17 protein-coding genes and 3 pseudogenes are annotated in these 16,166 nt (G+C 68.8%); 11 read left to right on the top strand and 9 right to left on the bottom strand.

The window, feature by feature from the left end; genetic code table 11:
* A partial coding sequence (locus ACWD5O_RS31470) for a hypothetical protein (protein ID WP_450087552.1) occupies window positions 1-840 on the top strand: 840 nt, incomplete at its 5' end.
* Between the two features lie 82 nt (window positions 841-922).
* Here the strand turns inward: ACWD5O_RS31470 and ACWD5O_RS31475 are convergent.
* Window positions 923-5,209 carry a carboxypeptidase regulatory-like domain-containing protein gene (locus ACWD5O_RS31475; RefSeq protein ID WP_450087553.1) on the bottom strand — a complete coding sequence of 1,429 codons (4,287 nt, stop codon included), beginning with the start codon at window positions 5,207-5,209 and terminating at the stop codon, window positions 923-925.
* 184 nt (window positions 5,210-5,393) lie between these two features.
* Between ACWD5O_RS31475 and ACWD5O_RS31480 the strand changes: the two genes are divergently transcribed.
* The 4 genes and pseudogenes from ACWD5O_RS31480 to ACWD5O_RS31495 form a co-directional block, all read left to right on the top strand.
* Window positions 5,394-6,392: a helix-turn-helix domain-containing protein gene (locus ACWD5O_RS31480; protein ID WP_450087554.1), complete on the top strand. Its 999-nt coding sequence runs from the start codon at window positions 5,394-5,396 to the stop codon at window positions 6,390-6,392.
* A gap of 311 nt (window positions 6,393-6,703) precedes the next feature.
* A complete protein-coding gene (locus ACWD5O_RS31485; RefSeq protein ID WP_354967866.1) occupies window positions 6,704-6,886 on the top strand; it encodes a hypothetical protein in 183 nt (60 codons plus the stop codon).
* A 63-nt stretch (window positions 6,887-6,949) separates the two neighbouring features.
* Window positions 6,950-7,453, top strand: coding sequence for a hypothetical protein (locus ACWD5O_RS31490; protein ID WP_449941775.1), 504 nt, complete (start codon window positions 6,950-6,952; stop codon window positions 7,451-7,453).
* An 83-nt stretch (window positions 7,454-7,536) separates the two neighbouring features.
* Window positions 7,537-7,779, top strand: a pseudogene (locus ACWD5O_RS31495) (IS630 family transposase); the annotation flags it as partial.
* Window positions 7,780-7,834: 55 nt separating this feature from the next.
* Here ACWD5O_RS31495 and ACWD5O_RS31500 read toward each other — a convergent pair.
* Together ACWD5O_RS31500 and ACWD5O_RS31505 are read right to left on the bottom strand one after the other, a co-directional pair.
* Complete coding sequence (locus ACWD5O_RS31500) at window positions 7,835-8,728, bottom strand: IS5 family transposase (RefSeq protein WP_450087555.1); 894 nt, start codon at window positions 8,726-8,728, stop codon at window positions 7,835-7,837.
* Between the two features lie 155 nt (window positions 8,729-8,883).
* Window positions 8,884-9,519, bottom strand: a complete 636-nt coding sequence (locus tag ACWD5O_RS31505) for a TetR/AcrR family transcriptional regulator (RefSeq protein WP_354967864.1) — start codon at window positions 9,517-9,519, stop codon at window positions 8,884-8,886.
* 137 nt (window positions 9,520-9,656) lie between these two features.
* On the opposite strand from ACWD5O_RS31505, the gene ACWD5O_RS31510 reads away from it, so the two are divergent.
* From ACWD5O_RS31510 to ACWD5O_RS31530, 5 genes are all read left to right on the top strand, one after another.
* Window positions 9,657-10,190, top strand: coding sequence for a carboxymuconolactone decarboxylase family protein (locus tag ACWD5O_RS31510; RefSeq protein ID WP_354967863.1), 534 nt, complete (start codon window positions 9,657-9,659; stop codon window positions 10,188-10,190).
* An 80-nt stretch (window positions 10,191-10,270) separates the two neighbouring features.
* Window positions 10,271-11,092 carry an isocitrate lyase/PEP mutase family protein gene (locus ACWD5O_RS31515; protein WP_387329381.1) on the top strand — a complete coding sequence of 274 codons (822 nt, stop codon included), beginning with the start codon at window positions 10,271-10,273 and terminating at the stop codon, window positions 11,090-11,092.
* A gap of 61 nt (window positions 11,093-11,153) precedes the next feature.
* Entirely contained in the window at window positions 11,154-11,801 is a 648-nt protein-coding gene (locus tag ACWD5O_RS31520; protein WP_354967862.1) for a nitroreductase family protein, read from the top strand.
* Between the two features lie 45 nt (window positions 11,802-11,846).
* Window positions 11,847-12,227: an MmcQ/YjbR family DNA-binding protein gene (locus tag ACWD5O_RS31525; protein WP_354967861.1), complete on the top strand. Its 381-nt coding sequence runs from the start codon at window positions 11,847-11,849 to the stop codon at window positions 12,225-12,227.
* 44 nt (window positions 12,228-12,271) lie between these two features.
* Entirely contained in the window at window positions 12,272-13,183 is a 912-nt protein-coding gene (locus ACWD5O_RS31530) for an NADP-dependent oxidoreductase (RefSeq protein ID WP_322439610.1), read from the top strand.
* 239 nt (window positions 13,184-13,422) lie between these two features.
* Here ACWD5O_RS31530 and ACWD5O_RS31535 read toward each other — a convergent pair whose 3' ends face one another.
* Both ACWD5O_RS31535 and ACWD5O_RS31540 read right to left on the bottom strand, forming a co-directional pair.
* A complete protein-coding gene (locus ACWD5O_RS31535; protein WP_450087556.1) occupies window positions 13,423-13,869 on the bottom strand; it encodes an HsdM family class I SAM-dependent methyltransferase in 447 nt (148 codons plus the stop codon).
* 149 nt (window positions 13,870-14,018) lie between these two features.
* Window positions 14,019-14,468: pseudogene (locus ACWD5O_RS31540) on the bottom strand (type I restriction-modification system subunit M N-terminal domain-containing protein); the annotation flags it as partial.
* Between ACWD5O_RS31540 and ACWD5O_RS31545 the strand changes: the two are divergent.
* Window positions 14,379-14,873, top strand: coding sequence for a transposase (locus ACWD5O_RS31545; RefSeq protein WP_450087570.1), 495 nt, complete (start codon window positions 14,379-14,381; stop codon window positions 14,871-14,873). The pseudogene ACWD5O_RS31540 and the gene ACWD5O_RS31545 sit on opposite strands and share 90 nt — an antisense overlap.
* Here the strand turns inward: ACWD5O_RS31545 and ACWD5O_RS31550 are convergent.
* The 4 genes and pseudogenes from ACWD5O_RS31550 to ACWD5O_RS31565 all read right to left on the bottom strand — a co-directional run bounded on the left by ACWD5O_RS31550 (window position 14,845) and on the right by ACWD5O_RS31565 (window position 16,049).
* The gene (locus ACWD5O_RS31550; RefSeq protein WP_354967857.1) at window positions 14,845-15,360 is read right to left on the bottom strand and encodes a hypothetical protein; all 516 of its coding nucleotides are present in this window, start codon (window positions 15,358-15,360) and stop codon (window positions 14,845-14,847) included. The two genes, ACWD5O_RS31545 and ACWD5O_RS31550, sit on opposite strands and share 29 nt — an antisense overlap.
* Window positions 15,336-15,593, bottom strand: a complete 258-nt coding sequence (locus ACWD5O_RS31555) for a hypothetical protein (protein WP_450087557.1) — start codon at window positions 15,591-15,593, stop codon at window positions 15,336-15,338. Before ACWD5O_RS31555 ends, ACWD5O_RS31550 begins: the two co-directional genes overlap by 25 nt.
* An 11-nt stretch (window positions 15,594-15,604) precedes the next feature.
* Window positions 15,605-15,913 (bottom strand): annotated as a pseudogene (locus ACWD5O_RS31560) (IS5 family transposase); the annotation flags it as partial.
* 1 nt (window position 15,914) lies between these two features.
* Window positions 15,915-16,049, bottom strand: a complete 135-nt coding sequence (locus tag ACWD5O_RS31565; RefSeq protein ID WP_354967855.1) for a hypothetical protein — start codon at window positions 16,047-16,049, stop codon at window positions 15,915-15,917.
* Window positions 16,050-16,166 lie beyond the last annotated feature (117 nt).

A 16,166-nucleotide genomic window follows, 5' to 3' on the forward strand; every position in this document is an offset into this window, starting at 1 on the left:
GGGCTGACCCGCCCTGCCAGCAGTGCCATCCGGTCAGGACCGTCCGGCCGGGTCGCGGTCAACGGGACGGAGGAGGACCGCTGCCAGGTGGCGATCCAGCACGCCGAGATCCTCGTGCACGCCGCCCACGATGTGCACTCCGCACGCGCCATGCACGAACTCGCGTCCGGACGGGCGGGGGCCGGGGCGGGGCACCCTCGCTCGGACGGGCCGGTGGCGGCGGAACCGCCCGACCCCCGGCCCTGGCGACCGCGCCGGGCCGATCTCGTCCCGGCTCGCCGCCAGCTGCGCCGCCGGTGCGCGCTGCTGCTCGCCGGTCGGATCGCCGAGGCGGAGGCGTTGATCCTGGAGACGTTGCCGCTGGCCCGCCGCCACCTCAGATCGAGCCAGATGCAGAGCAGTGGGCTCTCCCCGTTCCTCGCACTGGTGCACTGCTACCGTCCCGACCCCGGGTCGGCGCACGAGCTCGCCCTGGCCGGGTACGAGACCAGCCCGCATCCGCCCGATCCGGTCAGCCAGGCGCTGCACGCTCTCGTGCTGGCCCAGGTCTCGCTGGTCAGGGGCCGGCCCCGCACGGCTCTACGCTGGGCCCAGGAGTCCCGCCTGGTGGCCGGGGACATCGGCCTGCGCCCGGTATGCCGCTGGGCCTCGGCGGTCCGCGTGCAGTCCTGCGTCCAGCTCGGGTTCGAGGTGGACGACACCATCATCGACCTGGACCGGTACGCACGTGGTCCGGCTTCGGTCCGGCTGTTCGACATGGAGGTTGCCCGCGCCAGCTCGAAGCGGAACCCAATCATCGAAGCAGCATCCGTACACCTCGCTTTGGTACAGCCACCGTAGCCACAGTCGCTTTGACCCAGCAGACACCCAACGGGCACGGGCCGGTCGTCGCCGAAGCGTTGGCTGACCCGTGCCCGCAAGCTCAGCAGCTAGTTGGCTGCAGGACCACGTCTGTGCTGACCGTGCTACCGGCCTGCACCTTGACCCTTCTTGTCAAAGTGCTGAATTCGTCCTTGGAGTAGACCAGCGTGATCGGGCTGTCCCGCTTGTCGACCCAGACCGACCAGTTGCCGGCCTCGTCGGTCCACAGGGTGGTGGTGAAGCGTTTCGTCCGAACCGTGACGGTGGCGCGCGACAGCGGCGCGACGGAACCGGTGCACCCGGCACCGCTGACCGTGCCGCTCAGCCGGCCCCACCTCTTGGGCGGATCGACATGCATCGTGACCTGGACCGGTGCGGGCTGCACGGGGCCGTCGACCCGGACCGCCAGCGCGGCGCCGTAGTCGCCCGGCTGGTCCACGGTTGACGCGTTGCCGGCGTCCAGCTTGAGCGTCACGGTCTTGCTCTCCCCAGGCCGAAGGGTGAAGGCGCTGTCGCGCTCGGAGAGCCATGGCACGTCGCCGGACGGCCCGCAGATGTCGTATCCCGGCAGCTCCTGGGTGCTCGACGTGGCCTCGAAGTGTTGCCGCGCCCCACCGACCCGGTAGACGCCACAGGCAGCAGCGCCACGGTAGAACGGCGCGGGTGCGTTCGGCAGGGCGTGCCATTTGCTGGCCACCGGATCGTACGCGTGCCCCTCGTTGGTGACGGACGACGTCGGGCCCGTGCCACCGGCGACGCCACCACTGAGCAACAGCTGCCCGTTGGCGACCGTCGACGCCGCGCCCCACCAGCCGGTCGGCAGGTCGGCCACGCGGGTCCACGCGTCCGTGCGCGGCTCATACGAGTAGGCGGCGGCCGACCCGTTGCCGGTCCCGAAGTCGACACCTCCGGCGCAGATGACCCGTCCGGTCAGTCCGCCGCAGGACATGAACGCCTCGCTCGCCGGGTAGTTCGCCCTGCTGCTCCACCGGTCGTGTACTGGGTCGTACACGAAGACGCTGTTGGTGGCGGTCAGGCAATCGCCGACATCGCAGCCGGAGACCAGGTACAGCAGGCCGTCGAGCACGGCAGTGCCGGCGGCGCCGCGCGGTGCGGGCAGCGGCGCGCCGCGCGTCCACGCTCCGGTCGCCGGATCGTAGATCTGCACGTCGGTGACCGCGTCCAGCGGTCCCCAGCCGCCGGCGACGACGAGTCGGCCGGCGACGAACGCCGCCACCGGCTTCTGCACGGGCACCGGCAGGTCCGGCAATGCCGACCACAGCAGCCGGACCGGATCGTAGACGTACCCCTTCGCCGTGGGTCCGTACCCGTCAGGCGTGCCACCGACGACGTAGACCTTGCCGTCGTCGCCGCGGGCCATCGCGTTGTCCATGATCGGGCCGCCCGGATAGTCGGCCAGCGGCGCCCACGCCGGACCGCCGGACGCTGCCGAGGCGGTCATGGCCGGCGGGGAGGTGACGGTCGGCGCTGCGCCGACCAGCCGCCCGTCGGCGGCGCGCCGGCCGCCGGAGGCGACGCCGGGGACCCGTCGCACCGGAACCGCCGCTGCGGCGGCGGGCGGTGCGCCGATCGGGGTGAAGCCGCCGGGCTGCTCCACGAGGGAGACATGCGCTTCCGCCGACCCGGAGTTGGTGACGGTGAACTTCGCCTGCCCACTCTCGCCGAGCCGCACGTTCCGCGTCACCGTCGCCGGGCTGACGGTGAGCGCCGCGGCGGCCAGCGAGAAGTCGGCCCTGGTGGCCGCGTTGGTTGCGACGTGCACCGACCGGGTGAGGCTGACCCGGTTGCGCGCCGACGCGGTGAACTGCTGGTCACCGTCGCCCGGCGCGAACAGGGCGAAGTAGCCGTCGCCGACGTTGTCGTCGTCGGGCGTGGCCACCGACCTGGCCTGCGCGTCCGGGTGGGCGACCGCCGCCACCGTGGCCCCGTTGACGCCGTCGCCGGTGGTCGCGTCGAGGATCCGTCCGGCGACGATCCCGCCGGCCAGCGGGTCGCAGGTACGCCTGCCGACGTAGACGTCGTCGAGTTCCCAGTAGCGGGCGAACTGCCCGGCGTAGTGGAACCGCACCAGCACCCCGCGGCGGTTGGCCGCCTGCGGGATCGGCAGAGACAGCGGCCCGTTGATGATGGCCAGCCCGTCCTGCTTCCAGATCGTCGACCAGGTGGCGCCGCCGTCGATGGACACGCCCACGTCGGCCGACTGCGTCGGCAGGTACCCGACGAAGCGGGTGCGCAGCCCGACGACGGGATGGTCGACGTCGGTCAGGTCGACCGGCGGTGTGGTGAGCGTGGTGTCCTTGCGGTTCTGGAACTGGGTGTCGATGAGGGCGAAGTTTCCGCTGCCCGTCGTCTCGTTGGTACGCGGGATCACCGTGCCCCGGTTGAACTCCCACCCGCCGTTCTCGGTCGCGTTGTCGGCACGCCAGCCCTCCGGCACGTCGGTGGATTCGAACGGTTGGGCGGGCATGCCGGCGTAGTTGTGGTGATAGCCGGCGGCCTTGCAGATCTCGTCGTCCACGGGCACCGCGATGTCCCGCCCGACGTTGGTGGCGTCGATGGTGACCTGCGCGTCGGCGGTCCGGTATCCGGCTGGCTCGGCCCGTACTCGCAGGGTCAGGGCGGACTGTACGGGCACCCGCATGCGGTAGCGGCCGGTGAAGGGATCGGTGCGCACGGCCGGCAGTGGCGTGCCGGGTGCGGACACCGTGGCGTACAGCGGCCAGCCGTGCCCGGAACCGTCTTTCACCGTGCCGGAGAGCGTGACCAGCGGCTGGGCGTGCAGCGCGAGGTCCACCGTGGACGTTTGCCCGTCGGTGACCTCGACGCTACGGGTCACGTCGACGTAGCCGAACGCGGCGACCGCCACGGTGAACGTGCCGACGGGTTCGGTGACGTAGTACCGCCCGGCGGCATCAGTGGTGGCGGTGACGCTGTGACCGCCGCCGCTCACCGTGACGGTGGCGTTCGCGACCGGCGCGTGGCTGCTCGCGTCGGTCACGGTGCCCGCGACACGGCCGTGGGGGCCGGGTGCCCGGAACGCGGAGACACCGTTCGGGGTCCCGAGGCCCGTCGGGCCGTCGAACCCCTCACCGGCGGTGCACAGGTACGCCGCCGCCGGGTCGCAGGTGCCGTTCCTGCCCGTGGTGATGTCGTTGAGGCTGCCGGCCGGCGCGGCGTAGGGGTACCAGTTCGGCATGTCGCCGGCCGGCGTCCGACCGGCGAGTGCGTACACGCCGGCGATGATTGGGGCGGCGAGGCTCGTGCCCCCGTACTGCGCCCAGCCGTAGCCGCCGAAGGTCTGGTAGACGGCCAGGCCGTTGAGCAGGTCGGCGAGGGCGGACACGTCGGCGACGGTGCGGCCGTCGCATCCGGGATCGGCCTGGAAGTAGGGCTTCGATTCCACCACGGAACATCCGCTGCCCGGCGCCCCGGAGTAGTTGTTCCACACCTGCTCGGTCCAGCCGCGGCTGGTGGTGTCGTCACGGGTGAGCGAGGTGCCGCCGACGGCCGTCACGTGCGGCGACGAGGCGGGAAAGGACATGCCGTACCCGCTGTCGCCGGAGGACGCCACGATCGCTACCCCCGGGTGCCGGTAGTGCTTCCCGTAGGTGGCGCTCAGGTCGGCGTCCTCGGGACCGCCGTAGGAGTTCGACACCACGTGCGCGCCACTGGCGACGGCCTGGTCGACGGCCTGGCCCAGGTCTTCGGCCGAGTTGGTGTCGGCCTCGACCAACAGGAGGTGGCAGCGCGGGCACACCGCCGACACGGTGTCGAGGTCGAGCGAAATCTCCCCGGCCCACGATTCGTCCGGTATGGGAAGGTTTTGGCCGCCGCGCTGGTCGATCTTCTTGAAGCAGCCGTTGTCGGTGGTGCACGGGGGCAGGCCCCAGTGTTCCCGATAGACCCCGAGGTCGGCCTCGGCCGTCGGGTTGTCGAAGGCGGCCACGACCGCGACGGTGACGCCGTCACCCGCCGCGGCAGGGAGGTTGTACGCCGAGGCGAGGTCGGCCGGACCGTACCCGTAGACCGTCTCGGCGGCGCCGGCCTGCCTGGACGTCGATGGCGACGGCTGCGTCGACGCCGTGGGCGGGGTGCGGCGGATCGAATGGCACTGTGCGTACCCCGCCCGCACCGGCCCGCTGCACACTCGCTCGACCCGCCAATCGCTGGACGGGCCAGGGCCGGTCGCGGTGGTGGCGAGACCTATGGATGCCGTGGTCAGGGGAGCTGCGTGGGCCACGCCCATGGCACCGGGAAAACCTTGGGCGACCAGTGTGCTGACAGCTATGGCGGTTACCGCGAGCGCGCGTAACAGACGACGCGACATGATTGCTCCTCCTCAATCGTGCCGGCACCGAGCGTCACGGTCGTCACGCGTCGTCACGAGGGGATCCCACATGCTTTCCATGCACCTAGATCACCGGCGGCGAGACAATAACAGCGTGATGACGCCCGACGGTGCCCGATTCGGCCAGATGCCCGTTCCGGACGCACGGGCCTATGCTCGGGCCGTGACGGACAACGGTGAGCGGGGAGCGTGGGACCTGGTCGGGCTGTCCGACCTGGACCAACAGGTGTACCGACGGCTCCTGCTCGATCCCAGGGCCGACGCCGAGTCCCACGCCGACGCGCTGAAGTGTTCGGCCGCGCATGTACGCGCCGCGCTGGACCGTCTGGCCTCGTTGGGCCTGATACGCCACGACGCCGGGACCGACGGCCGCTACCAGGCGGTGGACCCCCTCGCCGGCCTGGCCGCGCTGGTGCGGGAACGCCGACATGCCCTGGACCGGCTCGAGGCCGCGTCGTACGAGCTGTCCCGGGTCTTCGCCGCCGGCCTGATGCGCACCGAACCGCGACGACTCTTCGAGGTGGTCGAGGGGCGTACGGCGACCGCAAGCCGCATTCACGACCTGCTCGGCTCGGCGAGGATGGAGGTGGTCGGGATCGACACCCCGCCGTACGTCGCGCCGAACAGCACGCCCATCAGTGACGCCGAACTCGGTCTACTCCGCCGAGGAGTCCGGTTCCGCTCGCTGTATGCCAGCCAGGTCCTCGATGAGCCGGCGCTGGTCGCCCGTATCCAGTGGATGGTCGACAACGGCGAGGAGGCTCGGACACTGCCGCAGGTGCCCATGAAGCTGCTGGTGGTCGACCGGGAGACCGCCGTGGTGCTCCTCGCCGGCGAAGAGACCGCGCCGGAGACCCTCTCGGTCGTGGCGGCGCGTTCGGCGCTGACCGACGGTCTCCAGGCCATCTTCGAGCAACTGTGGACGCACGCCAGCCCCATCCGCTTCGGGTCGGGCCGCCAGGGCGCCACGGCGACGCACGACGCCGACACGAGCGAACTCATCGACCTGCTCAACGCGGGGGTGAAGGACGAGTCGATCGCCCGCCACCTCGGGGTGAGCCCCCGGACGGTCCGCCGCCGGATCGCCGAGCTGCTCGACGAACTCGACGCCACCGGCCGGTTCCAGGCCGGTGTCCGCGCGGTCCAGCGCGGCCTGCTCTGACACGGATCCGAGGGTAGGAATGCAAAAGGTCAGGACACCGGAGGGAGAATCGGGCACAGCGCTTCCAGCGCCGGTCCGTAACCCTGGTCTGGCGGGGTGGCATAGCCGACGACCAGGCCATCGTGGCCGGGCATGCACCATGCAGGCACCAGCACAGCTCGCCGCGTCGTTGCGAGTGACCCCACCGTGGTGGACTTGGCCGCATTCCGCGCACGTCACGGCGGAAGCGGTCGTGTCTGCGGCGGCGGCAGCCGAATAGATGGCTGGAGACCCATGGGATCATGACGTCATGTCGACCTAGCATCATGCCGGTGACACTCGGGCGACCGACCGGGCCCGAGGAGTTCCGCCATCTTGACGATGCCCGTGATGTTGAAGAAATGGCCATCCACCTCGACGTTGCTGATCGGGTTACCGCCGCCGAAGGCGTCCCGGTTGCCGGTGAACGGATCCGCGTTCAACTTCCCACCGGCGGCGCCGCCGTCGCTGGGTAGTCGCCCGGGCAGGCGCGCCCCTAGACTCCCGGTATCTCGGACCTCGACAGATGGGAAGTTTCCGTGCGTCGCTGGACGGCCACCTTGACCCTGATCGTGCTGCTCACAGGGTGCGGTGGAGGCGAACAGGTCGACCCGCAGGCTCCACCGCCGGTTTGGCAGAGCGCCGCGCCGACCACCCCGGCCACGCTGACGCCTACTGAGGCGAAGAACCGCTATCTGGCGATCGTGGCGCCGTACAACACCGCGTTGGAAGAGCTGGAGGACGCGGTCAACGCCGGGAAGCCGTGGCGGACGGTCCGCACGCTGGCCGCCGACGTGGCCCGGACCAACGCAGCACACGCGGTTGAGCTACGCGAGACGGTCTGGCCGGCAGAGGTCCGGGCGCCGATGGGCGCACTCCTCAAAGAGAACGACGTCGCGTTACGGCATTGGCGGCGAGCCGGCGAGGCGGCGGACGCCGACGCGCTGATGCGGGAGATCCGCGCAGCAGCGGCGCACAGCGGAGCCAGGGAGGCCGGCAAAGTCCGCACCGCGCTCGGGCTGCCCGCCTACCGGGAAGGCTGACCGCCTGCTGCCCGCCGATCGTCGGCCAGGTGCAGCCGAAGCACCGGGCGCCGCTGCGTGCAAGGATCGGTTCAACTCGTCGACCAACTGCCGCCTCCTGGGCCAACCCGATCGAGGCCCAGTTCGGGCCACTGCGCACCTTCGTCATCGCCGGCTCCAACCACCCCAACCACCCGGCGCTGACCCGGAAACTGCAGGCCTACCTGCGCCGGCGCAACGCCAACGCCCGCCACCCCGACGTCCTGGCCGCCCAACGCCGAGAACGCGCCCGCATCCGCAGCGAACGCCAACGACGATGGGGCCAACCCACCACCCGCGCAGCCTGACCCCAACACCCTGAACGTTCGTGGTCACGGCACTAAGGCGTGTTTCATAAGCCGGTCAGAGCCATTCGGTGATGATGGTGATGGTGAGGACGGTTTGGAAGCGGACGGCGAGTTTGTCGTAGCGGGTGGCGACGCCGCGGTGGCGTTTGAGCCGGTTGATGCCGTTCTCGACGGCGTGACGCAACCGGTAGAGCTGCCGGTCGAACGCGGGTGGGCGGCCGCCCTGGGAGCCTTTGGCCTTGCGGTGGGCGTCCTGGTCCTTCTTGCTCGGGATGCAGGCTTTGATCCCGCGTGAGCGCAGGTATCTGCGGTTGCCGCGACTGGTGTAGGCCTTGTCGGCCAGGACCAGGTCGGGGCAGGTCCGGGGCCTGCCCACGCCCGAGCGGGTCACGCGGATACGGCGCAGGACGGGAATGAACTGCGGGCTGTCACCACGGTGCCCGGCGGTCACGATCAGGGAGAGGACCTTCTGGCCCTGCTCGCAGGCCAGGTGGGCTTTGGTGGTCAGCCCGCCGCGGGAACGCCCGAGCGCGTGATCGGCGGGCTCGTCGTGCACGCCACCGGGTGGTTCCTTCTGCAGGTGCCCGTCCTTGCGGGCGCCCGCGGCGTGCTGGTGGGCACGGCTGGTCATCGAGTCCACGCTCACCGTCCAGGCGATCCGGCCGGTCGCGTCGCCGGCCGCCTGCAACGCGGACAGGATCTTGTCCCAGGTCCCGTCCCGCTGCCAGCGGCGGAACAGGCCATAGACGGTGGGCCAGGGCGCATACTCGGCCGGAACGTCGCGCCACGGGGCACCGATCCGGATCCGCCACCGGATCCCATCGATGAGCTGCCGTTTCTCCCACTTCGGCGGACGACCTGTCGTCGACGCGGCAGGCAGCAGCGGGGCCAGAACAGCCCACTGCCTGTCGGTCAGGTCATGCCGCCTCCTCACCGCTACGCTGGCCACGAGGTCTCCGGTATGAAGTTCTTGCTTGGTCGCAGAACCAGATACCGGAGACCTCTTCAGTTATCGATCACCGCCACGCCGCAACTTCACGCGCGACAGCCCCACTTTCGAAACACGCCTTAGGGAACTCGAGCGGCGGATTCGGTTCCAACTGCCTATGTGTCGTGTGGGTTAGCGAAGGTCTCGATGTAGTCGAGAGCGGCTTCCAGGGCCTCCCTGAGGGGGGAGATGCCCCGGGCGACTTGTGCGAGGAGCATGCCGCCCTGGAACGCGGCGAGGAGCAGGCTCGCGAGCCGCTCGGGGTCGGCCTCGTTGCTCAGACGGCCCTGCCGCTGCAGGCGGAGGAGTGCGTCGCGGAAGATCTCTCGCCACTTAGCGAACGCATCCGCAAGCTCATCGTGAACGTCGAGGTCGGTCTTGATGATCTCGCTGGCGAGCGACCCGAGGCTGCAGCCTTCGTGGTAGGCGCGTTCATACCCGATATAGAACGCTGCCCACTTCCGAAACCCCTCGAGGCTCTCGAAGCCGTCGAACTGTTCGCTGTGATGGAGCCCGAGGACGCGTTCAGCCTGCCATTCGATCACCGCCAGGACGAGGCTCTCCTTGGTCGGGAAGTAGTGGTTGATCTGCGACCCGCTGACGCCGGCGGCGCGCCGGAGCTTATCGTTGTTCGTGGCGTGGACGCCCTCGGCGTAGATGAGCGCGGCGGCGTGCTCCAGTATCCGGGCACGCGTCGCCTGCCCCTTCTCGGTGAGCTGGCGAGGCTCTGGCGCTGCCGTCGTGGACTTCATGATTCACATCTTAGCAAGAGTGGGCTTGACAGCCCAGTCGTGTGTAGTGTTGTATCTACGGAGTGGGCTACGCAGCCCAAAACTTGACCAAGGTCGGTTACCGACCACCACCCACCTGGACCGGAGTGGGATTTCCCATGTCACGCCTGAACGTTCTTCCTGCCGATGAGCCCTCCGCCGACGTGCGGGGCACGCTTGACCAGGTCGAAGCGCAGTTCGGCTTCGTACCGAATATGTTCACCATGCTCGCGTCGAACCCGACCGTCCTCGATCTCGTCATGACGGTGCAGACGAAAGCGAGCAGGCTCCTGGACGCGAGGACGCGCCACACGATCGCGCTGGCCGTGTCCGAAGCCGATGGCTGCGACTACTGCCTGGCGCTGCACACGGCCGGGTCCGTGAAGGGCGGCATGTCCGTGGAGGACATCGAGCTGGCGCGGGCGGGAAGCTCGGTCGATCCGAAGCGGGCTGCGGTGGCTCGCTTCGCCCAGCAGGTGATCGAGACGCGCGGACGGGTCAGTGATGCCGACCTCGCGGCCGTCCAGGGTGCCGGGTACACCGATCCACAGATCTTGGCGATCGTCACGCTGGTCGTCCGGGCACTGCTGACGAACTACCTCAACAACGTGAACCTGACCGACGTCGACATCCCGGCCCCCGACCTCGCATGAGAGCGCTTACCAAACTCGCGAGAACAGCGGCCTGACCGGTCGAACCCTCGCCCTGATCGACCGCACTGGAAAGGAACGACATGCCCGGTTCTGAGCTCTATGAGAAGTTCATGGCACTGCACACCCGAGAAGGGGGCCTCGTCATGCCGAACGCCTGGGATGGCGTGTCGGCATTGGTCCTGGCGGATGCCGGCTTCGAGGCCATCGGCACGTCGTCGGCGGCCCTGGCGGCCGCGCTCGGCCGCATCGACGGACGCCACAGCATCACCCGCGACGAGCATCTCGACCACGCACAGCTGCTCGGCCGGCTCACGGGGTTGCCCGTCAACGGTGACTTCGAGGACGGCTACGGCGTCACCGCCGAGGACGTCGCCGTGACTGTGGACAGTGCCGTCGCGCACGCGCTGGCCGGCATCGGGATCGAGGACACCACCGGGAATCCCGATGACCCGATCCGCGACTTCGACGACGCGGTAGGCCGGGTTCGCAGTGCGGTCGCCGCGGCGAAGCGACGCATCGTCGTCACCGCTCGCACCGACAACTTCATCCAGGGGCGGCCTGACCTCGATGACACCATCCGACGGCTGACGGCCTTCGCCGAGGTCGGCGCCGACGTGCTCTACGCGCCGTTCCCGCCCGACCTCGAGTCCCTGGTCGCGATCGTCACCGCCGTCGCGCCGACACCCGTGAACGTTCTCATCTCACCGGCGGACCAGGTGCTGACCGTCTCTGAACTGCAGAAGGCCGGGGTCAAGCGCATCAGCCTGGGCCCCGCGCTCTACACGCATGCGATGGGTGCTCTCGAACAGGCGGCCACGGCGCTCAAGGCCGGCGACATCGCCTCGGCCACGACAGGCATCAGCTTCGACCGGGTGGGCAAACTCCTCGCCCGCAAACCCTAGCCGTATCCGACTTTCACCATCTACAACCCCTCAACTCATCACGCACAGAAAGCACGATGACATGGATCTCGACAAGCTCATGAGCAAGCACCTCAGCCGGTATTTCGACGGCAGCAAGACGATCCCGGATGAGACTCTTCAGCAGCTGCTGAGGTTCCTGCGCTCGGCTCCCACGTCGACGAACATCCAGCCGAATCACTTCTACGTCGTGTCCACTCAGGAGGGCAAGGAGCGGCTGGCCGCCAACCTCGGCGAGCGGTTCCAGGACAACGCCGAGAAGATCCTCAACGCCTCGCACACCATCATCCTCACCACTCGGGCCGATGTGCCCGAGCACCACCTCGAAGCGGTGTTCGCCAAGGAGCGGGCCGACGGCCGGTTCGCAGATGACGCCAAGCAGGAGCGGTGGGAATCGATGACCCGTGACTTCCTGAGCCTGCGCAAATACAGCTACAAGGACACCTACCACTGGATGGAGAAGCAGACCTACATGGTGATGGGTCTGACGATGATGGCAGCCGCCGAGCTCGGCGTCGAGGCCATGCCGCTCGAAGGCTTCGACCCGATCAGCGTGGACAAGGCCTTCAACATCCGCGCGACCGGATACACCACCACCGTGCTGCTCGCGCTCGGCTACCCCGACGAGGCGAAGCAGTACAAGACCCCGGTGTCGCGGTTCGAGCCCGAGCGCCTGTTCACCTTCGCCTGAGCGGCCCGGCCCGGGCGAACCGATCGCTAGAGGAGTTGATCAGCTATGGACGGACAGGAACTCCAGAAGGTCGCGAACGAGTACGCGACAGAGCTGCCGGACGTGACGTTCGAGCACCGTGTCGGCCCGAATTGGGAGCTGTACAAGGTGGGCGGCAAGGTCTTCATGCTCATGACCGACATGCCGGGACACCCCGTCGTGATCCTGAAGGCCGATCCGGACGAGGCCGTTGGGCTGCGCGAGCAGTACGCAGAGATCACGACCGGCTACCACATGGACAAGAAGCACTGGATCACGGCAGCAGGGGGGCCCAGCCTCGACGAGAACCTGGTGAAGGAACTCGTCACCGACTCCTACCGGCTCGTGGTCGACAAACTCCCGAAATCCAAGCGGCCCGTGGACCCGAGCACGAACCGGGCCGCCTGAAACCCGAAACACGCACGAACAGAATCAACACAGAAGGAAGAACCATGATCGGACTCGGTGTTCGAGCCGCCAACGGCGCTCTGGAGATCCTCGACCTTCCGAACCCCCGCCAGCCTGACGCGGGCGAGCTCGTCCTGGAGGTGGTCGCGGCAGGGATCGGGCCGTGGGACGCCCTGCTTCACACGGGCGGATGGGACGTCGGCCTCGTTCCGCCCGCAGCTCTGGGCGTCGAAGCCGTCGGCCGCGTCACCGCGACCGGCCCGGACGAGACCGAATTCCGCACGGGAGACCTCGTGCTGGTCCACGAGGCGCCCCTGCCAGGCGGCAGCGGCACCTGGGCAGAGCGCGTCCTAGTCCGTTCCGCGCACGTCGCACGACTGCCCGAGAACCTGGCTCCGGAGATTGCGGCGGCACTCCCGGTCGCCGGGCTCACCGCCCAGCAGGCCCTCGACGAGCTCCAGGTCGACGCCACCACCCGCCTGCTCGTCGTCGGAGCGTCCGGCCCCACCGCGTCACTGGCCGTGCAACTCGCCCACCTCCGGGGCGCCGACATCGTCGCCGGTGCCGGGCCGGCCCGCGCCGATCAGCTCCGCGCCCTCGGCGCCAGCGAGGTCATCGACACCCACGCTGACGGTTGGGCGCAGAAGAGCGATCGCCGATTCGACGCCGTCCTCATCGCCGCGACAGGCACCGCCGAGGACGCGATCGGACTGCTCACCGACGGAGGCCGCCTCACCTCCATCACCTCGGACGCACCCGACCCGATTCGCGGAATCACCACCTCGGACCTCTACGTGCAGCCCGACGGACGTGCACTCGGCGAACTCGCGGCACTCGCCGCCTCCGGCGAACTGAGATTTGACGTCCAGACGACACCAATCAAGGACGGCGCCGCGATCGCGGACCAGGTCGCGGGCGGCCGCTCTGGTGGGGTCAAGTACGTCCTCGAGTTCTGACGTCCGCGGTAGAAGCACGTTGCAGATCGTCCGAAATGATGGTGTTCGTGCGTCATGTGGGGCCAGCGCCTTCGTGACACACCGCCCTTCTCCCTGCCCCTGACCATCGACGGCGACCGCATCACCGGGCTACACGTGCTGGCCGACCTGGAACGTCTCGACGGAATCATGCATACAGTCCAGGTGCGGTCGCCCCTTCAGGGCCTCCGCAAGATCAAGGTAGGGATTTCTCGGTTTGGTCACGTGATGCCGAGGAGTAGCAGAGGTCTGCGGTGATTTCGGGCGTTGTGGCGTGAGGCTTTGGCGATGTCGGTTTGTCCGGCGTGGCGTAGCGGGCCGATCTTGCCGAGGCCCTGGATGTTGGCCTTGTCGTGGCCCTTGGCCAGTAGGTCGGACTTGCAGATTACGTATGACTGCGAGTTGTAATCCTGCCCGTACAGGCTCAGTTTCGCGTCGGGGTTCTGTGCGAGCAGGTGCTCCTCGGCCAGGGCGAGGATGCCGCCGGTGCCTGTGGTGGGGTCGTACAGCGTGCGGACGATGCCGGCCTCGGTGAGGTCGGCGTCCTTCTCGGCGAAAAGGAGGTCGACCAGCAGCCGGATCGGGTCCCGCGGGGTGTAGTGGTCACCGGAGGTCTCGTTCGCGGCCTCGTTGAACTTGCGGATGATGTACTCGAACGCATCGCCCATGTCGGCGTTGGAAACGACGTCCGGATGCAGGTCGACGGCCTTGAAGGACGTGATGACCTCGCGCAGGAGCCCGCCTTGTCCAGGGCGAGGATCTCCTTCTTGAAGTCGAAGTACTGGAACACGTCGACATCGGGCGAAAACCGGTCGATGTAGTCGGCCAGGTTGTCCGCCAGCCCATCGGCGTCAGCCAGCAGATTGGCGAAGGAGTAGTTCGAGGTGTTGTAGAACGGCCTGCCGGTCGCCTTCTTGACCTCGATCTTGAGCCGGTTCGGGTTAGCGTACTTCGCCGCCAGCGCGCGCACCGCCTCCCGGTCGGGCTCAAGGATGCAGTCGAGGCGTCGCAGGATCAGGCCCGGGCCCTGCTCAACACGGTCCGGCCGCGTGGTCTGGTCGGGCGCACCCGCCGCCGGCTCGCGTCCGAGCTGATCACCGAACTGGTCCAGGTCGACAAGAAGATCAAGGCCGCGAACAAGGAACTGACCGAGCTCGTCGAGACCACCGGCAGCAGCCTGCAGGACCTCAACGGCATTGGCCCCTCCGGCGCCGCCCGCCTGATCGGCGACATCGGCGACATCAGCCGATTCGCCACCCGCGGGCACCTCGCGTCCTGGAACGGCACCGCACCCCTGGACGCGTCGTCCGGTGACCAGCGGCGCCACCGCCTGTCCCGGGCCGGGAACCGGCGCATCAACCGTGCCTTGCACATCATGGCCGTCGTCCAGCTACGCCACGACACCGAAGGCCGTGCCCACTACCGGCGCAAACTCGCCGCCGGCAAAACACCGATGGAGGCCATGCGCGCACTCAAGCGACGGTTGTCCGACATCGTCTACAAGCAAATGATCAAAGACGCCAAGAAAGCCGAGACGGGCCCGGGAGGACACGTGGGGGCGACTCTTCAATCCAGCGCGGCTGACCCGAACCCCAGGGTCAACACTTCGGAACAGTCACTTCCCGGACCCGCCGAACCCCAGCCTAGAACACCACTCCTCGCCGCCTCTTGATGGCATGAAGGAGCGGGGCCTCGGAAAACGGTCGTCGCCGGGCTGGGACCATCCGGTTGCGGTCGTCTTGGCGCTCGCTGCGGCGACGGCGGCGGGATGAGGCGCCTTGGATGCGCCGGTGCCCCCAGCCGGGATTCTCCCGGGCCAGGCGCAGCACCAGGTCACGGATCTCGTCGCTGACCCGTGGCCGTCCCTGCTGGTTCGGATAGGTCCAGCGTCGGCGGACCAGTCGGCGATGCCAGGCCAACAGAGTCGTCGGGGTGACGAAGCGGTGCTTCCACAGTTCTCGTGGCAGGGCCCGGACCAGCGCGGACAACACCGCGCGTTCCGGCCACGACAGCCGCGGCCGGCCGATCTGGCGTCGCAGTACAGCAACCTCGTGGCGCAGCACCAGCAGTTCCGCGACCATCGCGGCCTCGCTCCGCGTGGCCTGCCGCAGCCAGCCGAACACGCGCACCGCGCTCAAGTACAGCAACCGAACCAACACGCCCCCCATCCTGTGCCAGGGACGCGAAACAGCAGCTCACACCAGGTGCGATGAGTTTTGGCACGGTACACGGCGTGGCCGGTCAGGCGCAGCAGCGTCTTGCGGGTGATGGCGAGTTCGGCCAGCTCGGTCCCGGCCGCGGTGAGCTGCTCGGTGAGCGTGGCGATCTGTTCACGGAGCCGTTCGGCCGTCATGCCGGCGGCGGTCTCGCCTTCGGTGAGCAGGTCCAGCACCGAGGGCCGGGTCACCGCTGGTGGTCTGGGTCGCGCCAGGACGCGGTAGTGGTGCCGGTCAGCCGGCGGATCAGGTTCGCTGTGGACGCCCACCAGGTGCGAGACACCGCCGAGGCGGGTCGGCTCTTGCGCTTGACCGGCACGAACCCGGCCGCCATGTCGCTGCGTTGACCTGCTCGACGTCGATACCGCGCACGGCGCCGTGGATCGCGACGTCGTCTCTAAACCCGGCGTCCACCCATGCCTTTGGTCACCGAAGGGGTGTGCGCGAGGACGGAGTCCAGCAGTCGCACGCCGATCGCGTTGTCCGTGACCGACGCGTCAAGCCAAGCCCACAATGGGCATAAGCAACCGAACCACCCTCTCACGGGACCGGTCCACGTCCCGGACGATCAGCAGCTGGGTGAGCACCATGCCGCCCTCCGGCCGGAAGTGGTCCGGTGCTTCCTGGGTCATCGACGCCTCCTTGTCCGGTCGTCGGGGTACCCGGCGACGGCGCGGGCACACCTGCTGCCGGGTCACCTGGTCCGGTGAGTGCGCTCGGCACGTACCGGCGGCACGCACTTACGGCCG

This window comes from Micromonospora sp. NPDC005161 (assembly GCF_053599855.1).

What these genes read in the sequence shown, in the direction of transcription:
- ACWD5O_RS31530 (WP_322439610.1), top strand. Translation starts at nt 12,272, where the DNA reads ATGATCGGACTCGGTGTTCGAGCCGCCAACGGCGCTCTGGAGATCCTC.
- ACWD5O_RS31475 (WP_450087553.1), bottom strand. Translation starts at nt 5,209, where the DNA reads ATGTCGCGTCGTCTGTTACGCGCGCTCGCGGTAACCGCCATAGCTGTC.
- ACWD5O_RS31535 (WP_450087556.1), bottom strand. Translation starts at nt 13,869, where the DNA reads ATGGGCGATGCGTTCGAGTACATCATCCGCAAGTTCAACGAGGCCGCG.
- ACWD5O_RS31515 (WP_387329381.1), top strand. Translation starts at nt 10,271, where the DNA reads ATGCCCGGTTCTGAGCTCTATGAGAAGTTCATGGCACTGCACACCCGA.
- ACWD5O_RS31520 (WP_354967862.1), top strand. Translation starts at nt 11,154, where the DNA reads ATGGATCTCGACAAGCTCATGAGCAAGCACCTCAGCCGGTATTTCGAC.
- ACWD5O_RS31505 (WP_354967864.1), bottom strand. Translation starts at nt 9,519, where the DNA reads ATGAAGTCCACGACGGCAGCGCCAGAGCCTCGCCAGCTCACCGAGAAG.
- ACWD5O_RS31510 (WP_354967863.1), top strand. Translation starts at nt 9,657, where the DNA reads ATGTCACGCCTGAACGTTCTTCCTGCCGATGAGCCCTCCGCCGACGTG.
- ACWD5O_RS31525 (WP_354967861.1), top strand. Translation starts at nt 11,847, where the DNA reads ATGGACGGACAGGAACTCCAGAAGGTCGCGAACGAGTACGCGACAGAG.
- ACWD5O_RS31565 (WP_354967855.1), bottom strand. Translation starts at nt 16,049, where the DNA reads ATGACCCAGGAAGCACCGGACCACTTCCGGCCGGAGGGCGGCATGGTG.